The organism is Desulfuromonadales bacterium (assembly GCA_035620395.1).
Lineage (GTDB): Bacteria > Desulfobacterota > Desulfuromonadia > Desulfuromonadales > DASPGW01 > DASPGW01.
In genome coordinates, this window is the sequence record DASPGW010000226.1 from 1 (window position 1) to 5,935 (window position 5,935).

Below are 5,935 nucleotides of genomic sequence, written 5' to 3' on the forward strand. Positions count from 1 at the left end.
GCCCGCTACGACGGCAAGGACGGCAACAAGATTCTCCGTCAGGTCTACAAGCGGGATACCGGCGAGACGATGTGGGACATCACGGCACCGGTCTACGTCAAGGGGAAGCACTGGGGCGGCTTCCGCATCGGCTTCTCCATCGGCCAGACGGAAAAGGCAATCGCCGAACTGCGCAACACCGTGGCGCTGTCGATGCTGCTGGTGCTGGTGGTCGCATCGGTGACCATCTACCTGGTGGTGGCGCGCATTACCAGGCCGCTGAAGCGGGTGACGGAGGTCGCCGAGCGGATCGCCGACGGCCATCTGGAGGAGACCATCGAGATCGTCTCGGATGACGAAATCGGCAAGCTGGCGAGGACGTTCAACAAGATGACGCAGGTGATCGTCAAGAACCTCAAGAGTGAGATCGACAAGAGCGGCCGGCTGATTGTCAGTGTCAAGGAGGCGATTCAGCAGCTTTCGACCAGCGCCAACGAGATCATGGCGATCTCCGCCCAGCAGTCCTCCGGCGCTACGCAGCAAGCCTCGGCGGTGCAGGAGGCGACCACCACTTCCGAGGAAATTGCGGTGACCGCCAAGCAGGTGGCCGAAAACGCGTTGCGGGTGGAGGCCCAGGCGGAGCAGGCGAGCAGTGCTTGCGCCACCGGGGTGCAGGCGGTGGGCAGCGCCGTTGACGGCATGGGCCAGCTCAAGGCCCAGGTGCAGTCGATCGCCGAAGCGATGCTGCAGCTGGGGGAGAACTCGCAGAAGATCGGCGGCATCGTCGATATCATCGATGAGATCTCCGACCAGACCAATCTGCTGTCGCTCAACGCGGCGATCGAGGCGGCCGGTGCCGGCGAGGCGGGCAAACGTTTCTCCATCGTCGCCGGCGAAGTGAAGCGGCTGGCCGAACGGACGGTGGACGCGACCGGCCAGATCAAGGGGCTCATCGAGCAGATCCAGAAGGCGACCAACTCGACGATCCTGCTGACCGAAGAAGGGACCAAAGGGGTCGATGCGGCCAGCACGCGGGTGGCCCGGGTCTCCGAGGCGCTGACCAACATCATCGCCATGGTTCAGGAGACGACCGGCGCGGCGCGCGAAATCAAGCTTTCGACCCAACAGCAGACGACGGCGAGCGAACAGATGGCCGACACCATCGCCGAGGTGCGCGACGTCGCCGCGCAGGTGGCGGCGAGCGCCGAAGAGACGGCGCAGGCGATCGCCGAACTCACCGGACTGGCCGAACGGCTGAAGGAACTGGTGGAAGAAGAGGCCTAGGTTGAAAACCAGGAAGTACATTGAAATTTTCGCCCGCGAGGCGGAGGAGCACCTGCAGCTCCTCCGCCAGGGTTTTCTGGCCATGGAGAAGGACGGCCTGGTCCCGGAGCGGCTGCAGGCGCTGCTGCGCAGCGCCCATACCCTCAAGGGTTCCGCCAGGATGCTCGACCTGGGTCAGCTCGGCCAGGTGGCGCACGATCTCGAAACCCTGCTCAAGGAGGTGGAGAGCGGCGGCCGTCCCTTGACTTCCGCCCTGACCGACCTGCTGCTGGTGGCCACCGATGCTCTCGAAGCGCTGACCGCCCAGGCCCATTCCGGCGGCGAGATCGCCGTCAACGTCGATGCCGTTCTGGAGGGGCTCAAAACCGGCATCCTGCCTGAGCATCCGGTCTTGCCGGCGCCCCAGGTGGCGGCCGAAAAGGCGGAGCGGGACACGGTGCGCGCCAGCGTCGCCAAGCTCGACCAGATGGTCAACCTGCTCGGTGAATTGTTCATCGTCCGCCGGATGCTCGAGGAGCGGGGGCGGCAGATGGATGGGCTGCGGGGTCGTCTGGACGGTTTCCTGCGGCGCCTGCGGCGGGCCGAGAACTACCACCTCTGCAAGGACATCCTCGACGATTTCACCCGGCTGAACCTCGATTTCGAGCGGGACACCCTGGCGCTGGCGTACCTTTCGGATGAACTGCATGACGGCGCCATGGAACTGCGCATGCTCCCCCTTGCCACCATCACCGACGATCTGGTGCGCATGACTCGGGACCTGGCCCGCGACCAGCAGAAGGAGATTCATTTGAGTCTCAGCGGCGAGGAGGTGGAACTCGACCGGATGATGCTCGAAGCAGCCCGGCCGATGCTCCTGCACATGCTGCGCAATGCCGTCGACCACGGCATCGAGACACCGGAAGCGCGACTGCGGGCGGGCAAACCCGCCGTCGGCCGGGTGGAACTGTCGGCCCGCTACGAAGGCGGCTTTGTGCGCCTGGTGCTGCGCGACGACGGGAGCGGCATCGACCCGGAGCAGATCCGCCGGGTGGCGGTGGAGCGCCGGCTGCTGGCCGCCGATGAAGCCGGCCAGCTCAGCGACGAGGAGGCGGTCTACCTGATCCTGCGCCCCGGCTTCTCGACCCGTGAATTCATTACCGACGTCTCCGGTCGCGGCGTCGGCATGGATGTGGTCAAGGCGAATGTCGACCGGGTCAAGGGGAATCTGGTCATTCACTCCGCCCCCGGCAAGGGGACGGAGATGATTCTCCTGCTGCCGTTGACTCTGGCGGTGGTCACCAGTCTGCTCGTCGACTGCGAAGGGGAGGTCTATGCCATTCCCCTGCATTACGTTTCGGAAATCCTGCGCCTTGCGGAAAAGGATGTCCTGACCGAAGGCAGCAGGGAGGTCGTCCGGGTCCGCGGCAATACCCTGCCGCTCTTCGCCCTGCGGGAAATTCTCGGGCTCTCCCGCCAGCAGGCGGCGTCGAAGCGGAGCACCGCCCTGGTCCTCAATTTCCGTGAACAGCAACTGGCCTGCCTGGTTTCCAAATCCCTCGGGGTCCAGGAACTGGTGGTCAAGGGGATGGGCAAGCAGCTCAAGAGCGTGGAATTTTTTTCCGGGGCGACCATCCTGGGCGACGGAGCGCCGGCCCTCATTCTCTCGGTCCCCGATCTTTTCAGCGCCAGCCTTGCCGGGCGGGGAGGCCGTCTGCGCCAGGAGCCGGAGGGGGGGCGGGCACCGACCAGAAAAGGGCGCATCCTGGTGGTCGACGACTCCATCACCACCCGGACCATGGAAAAGAACATCCTCGAGACCCACGGCTACGAGGTCACCATCGCGATCTCCGGTCCAGACGCGCTGACCAAGATCGCCGGCGTCGATTTCGCATTCGACCTGGTCGTCAGCGACGTCGAAATGCCCGGCATGAGCGGCTTCGAGCTGACACGGAAGCTGCGGGAGTTGGAGCGCACGCGGGAAACCCCTGTCATCATCGTCTCCTCCCTTGCTTCGGATGCCGACAAGCGCCAGGGGATCGAAGCCGGAGCGCAGGCCTACATCGTCAAGGGAAGTTTCGACCAGGGGACCTTGCTGAGCACGGTGGAAACCCTTATCGGTTAGGATTAGAATGGAATAGCCCGTGATGCACCTGGGGCTCAAGCGAGGGGTGACTTTGTTGTTGACAGGTGGCAGCGGGGATGACGCATTGACGTTTTGTCGATACGTCCCCAGCCCTTTACATGAGTAGATAGAAAAGACATGGTCCAAGTTCTCATCGCAGACGACTCGCTGCTGACGCGGATGGTCCTCAAGGATCTCCTGGCGAAGGACCCGGAAATCAGGGTGATTGCCGAGGTCAGTGACGGCCGCCAGGCGGTGGCGGAAACCATCCGGCTGCGCCCCGACCTGGTTATCATGGACGTGCTGATGCCGGTCATGGACGGCCTGGAGGCGGTGACCGAAATCATGGCCAGTTGTCCGACGCCGATCCTGGTCCTCTCGGCCAACATCGATCCCACCGACAGTCGCAGCGCTTTCAGCGCCATCCAGCGCGGCGCCCTCGACGTCATGGAGAAACCCCAGGGGGTGGTAACCGAGGCTTTCGAGGAGATCGCTGCCCGGCTGGTGGAAAAGGTCAAGTTTCTCGCCCGGGTCAAGGTGATCCATCACTTCCGTCGCCAGCGTCCGCCGCTTCCCAAGCTGGCTCCACCCGCGGACGGTCCCCGGGACATTCTGGCCATCGGTGCCTCCACCGGCGGGCCGAAGGCGGTCATGCGGCTGATGAAGGATCTGCCCCGCGAAAGCAAGGCGAGGGTGCTCATCGTCCAGCACATCGCCCGCGGCTTCGCCCCCGGGTTCGCCGAGTGGCTCGACCGGGAAAGTCCGTTCCGGGTTCGTCTGGCCCGCGATGGCGATGCTCTGGAAACGGGGGTGGCGCTGGTCGCTCCCAACAACGTCCACATGGAAGTGCGGAACGAACGGGTCTGTCTGATCGACACGCCGCCCGTCAACTGCTGCCGTCCGTCGATCGATGTCCTCTACCGGTCGCTGGCCAGCGGTGCCCTGGCCCCTTCCGTGGTGGCGGTTCTGCTGACCGGCATGGGTCGGGACGGAGCCGACGGAATGGCCGATCTCAAGCGCCGGGGCAGTTACACCATTGCCCAGGACGAGTCGACCTGCGCCGTCTTCGGCATGCCGAAGGCCGCCATCGCCCTGGGGGTGGTCGATCAGACGCTCCCCCTGTCCGCTATCCCGGCCGCCCTTGCCCAGTTGCTGCGGCGCTGAAATTCGCAAAATTCTTTGCAACCGTCGGCAGCTGTGCTATTTAAAGGCGCAGCGGCGACCGTTTCGATCCCCGTCGCCCGGATGCTGATCAGAAAAGAGGATTGCCATGTCTCTGCGTGTCTACAATACGATGGCCGGCCGCAAGGAGGAATTTGTTCCCCTGCACCCCGGCAAGGTCGGGATGTACGTCTGCGGCGTCACCGTCTACGACTACTGCCACATCGGCCATGCCCGCGCCAACATTGTCTTCGACGTCATCTACCGCTACCTGAAGTTCGCCGGTTTCGAGGTGAACTATGTGCGCAACTATACCGATGTCGATGACAAGATCATCAACCGCGCCAACGAGCGCGGAATCGACAGCCGACAACTGGCCGAAGAATTCATCCGCGCCTTCGACGAGGACATGGCGGCCCTCGGCCTCGACCTGCCGACCCATCAGCCGAAGGCGACCGAGTACATCCCGCAGATCGTCGGCATCGTCCAGCGCCTGATCGAGCGGGGACTGGCCTACGCGACAGGGGGCGACGTCTACTTCGCGGTGGAGAAGTTCACCGGCTACCTCAAGCTCTCCAAGCGCAACATGGAAGAGATGCAGGCCGGGGCGCGCATCGCCCCCGGCGAGCAGAAGCGCCACCCGATGGATTTCGCCCTGTGGAAGGCGGCCAAGCCGGGCGAGCCCGCCTGGGAATCTCCCTGGGGGCCGGGGCGGCCGGGCTGGCACATCGAGTGCTCGGCGATGAGTTCCTCGCTGCTCGGCGACACCTTCGACATCCACGGCGGCGGTCGCGACCTGATCTTTCCTCACCACGAGAACGAGATCGCCCAGAGCGAGGGGGCGAGCGGCAGACCGTTTGCCCGCTATTGGCTGCACAACGGCTTCGTCAACGTCAACCAGGAAAAGATGAGCAAGTCGCTGGGGAACTTCTTCACCATCCGCGACATCCTCAAGAAGTACGACCCGGAGGTGGTGCGTTTCTTCATTCTCACCGCCCACTACCGCTCCCCCATCGACTTCTCCGACCAGAACCTCGAGGATGCCCGCGCCGGCCTCAGCCGCTTCTACGAGGCGCTCAAGGCCGCCGGCGAGTTGCTGGCGAGCCGACCGGTCCCCAGCCGGCTCACCTGCCCGGTGATCAAGGACGAGGAGCGGGAGGTCTTCGACCGCATCGAGGCGCTGGAGGACAAGTTCGCCGAGGCGATGGACGACGACTTCAACACGGCGCTCGCCATTGGCCACCTCTTCGAGGCGGTGCGGGGGATGAACCGGCTGATCACCGAGAACCGCTTCGACGAATGCTCCCTGTCGCTGGCGGTGCTGCGCGACGCCCGCAGCAAGCTGCTCAAGCTCGGCGGCGTGCTGGGGCTCTTCACCTCCGATCCCGCCGCCTGGCTGGCCAGGAG

At 64.5% G+C, this 5,935-nt stretch carries 4 protein-coding genes; all 4 read left to right on the forward strand.

Translation table 11 applies throughout. The features are described from left to right. Positions 1-1,263 (forward strand): methyl-accepting chemotaxis protein (locus VD811_12520; GenBank protein ID HXV21802.1); only part of this gene is annotated, 1,263 nt, incomplete at its 5' end. Between the two features lies 1 nt (position 1,264). Continuing rightward, positions 1,265-3,367 (forward strand): hybrid sensor histidine kinase/response regulator, encoded by a 2,103-nt coding sequence (locus VD811_12525; GenBank protein ID HXV21803.1) that lies wholly within the window; start codon positions 1,265-1,267, stop codon positions 3,365-3,367. Positions 3,368-3,505: 138 nt separating this feature from the next. Continuing rightward, positions 3,506-4,531, forward strand: coding sequence for a chemotaxis-specific protein-glutamate methyltransferase CheB (gene cheB / locus VD811_12530; GenBank protein HXV21804.1), 1,026 nt, complete (start codon positions 3,506-3,508; stop codon positions 4,529-4,531). A 106-nt stretch (positions 4,532-4,637) separates the two neighbouring features. Further along, the coding region (cysS, locus tag VD811_12535) for a cysteine--tRNA ligase (protein HXV21805.1) at positions 4,638-5,935 on the forward strand (1,298 nt) is incomplete at its 3' end.